The following is a 505-nucleotide window of genomic DNA, read 5'->3' as shown; positions in this document are numbered from 1 at the left end:
GTCGCAATCCATGCGGGCGACCGACGTGCCGCCCAACCGGCTCAAGGCCGCCGAGGAAGCGGCCACCCAGTTCGCCGGCCAGTTGACGCCCGGCGTCAACCTGGGGCTGGTGGCGTTCTCCGGGACGCCGTATCTGCTGGTCCCGCCGACGCCCCAACACCAGGCGACCATCGAGGCGCTGAAGAAGCTGGACTTCGCGGACAGCACGGCCACCGGCGAGGCCATTTTCACCGCCCTGCACGCGATCAGCGCCACCGCGGTGGTCGGCGGCGACAAGCCGCCACCCGCCCGCATCGTGCTGGAATCCGACGGCGCCGAGAACGTGCCGCTGGACCCCAACGCCCCGCAGGGCGCCTTCACCGCGGCCCGCGCCGCGAAGTCCGAGGGCGTGCAGATCTCCACGATCTCGTTCGGCACGCCCTACGGCACCGTCGACTACGAGGGGGCCACCATCCCGGTGCCCGTGGACGACCAGACCCTGCAGAAGATCTGCGAGATCACCGAC

General features: G+C 70.9%; 1 protein-coding gene. It reads left to right on the top strand.

The features are described 5' to 3' along the window. Positions 1-505: VWA domain-containing protein (locus tag A5714_RS04720; RefSeq protein ID WP_156747172.1), on the top strand; the 505-nt coding region annotated here is incomplete at both ends.

Origin of the sequence: Mycobacterium sp. E2462 (genome assembly GCF_001672685.1) — a bacterium.
Classification (GTDB): Bacteria; Actinomycetota; Actinomycetes; order Mycobacteriales; family Mycobacteriaceae; genus Mycobacterium.
This window is presented reverse-complemented; position numbering and strand designations above follow the sequence as displayed.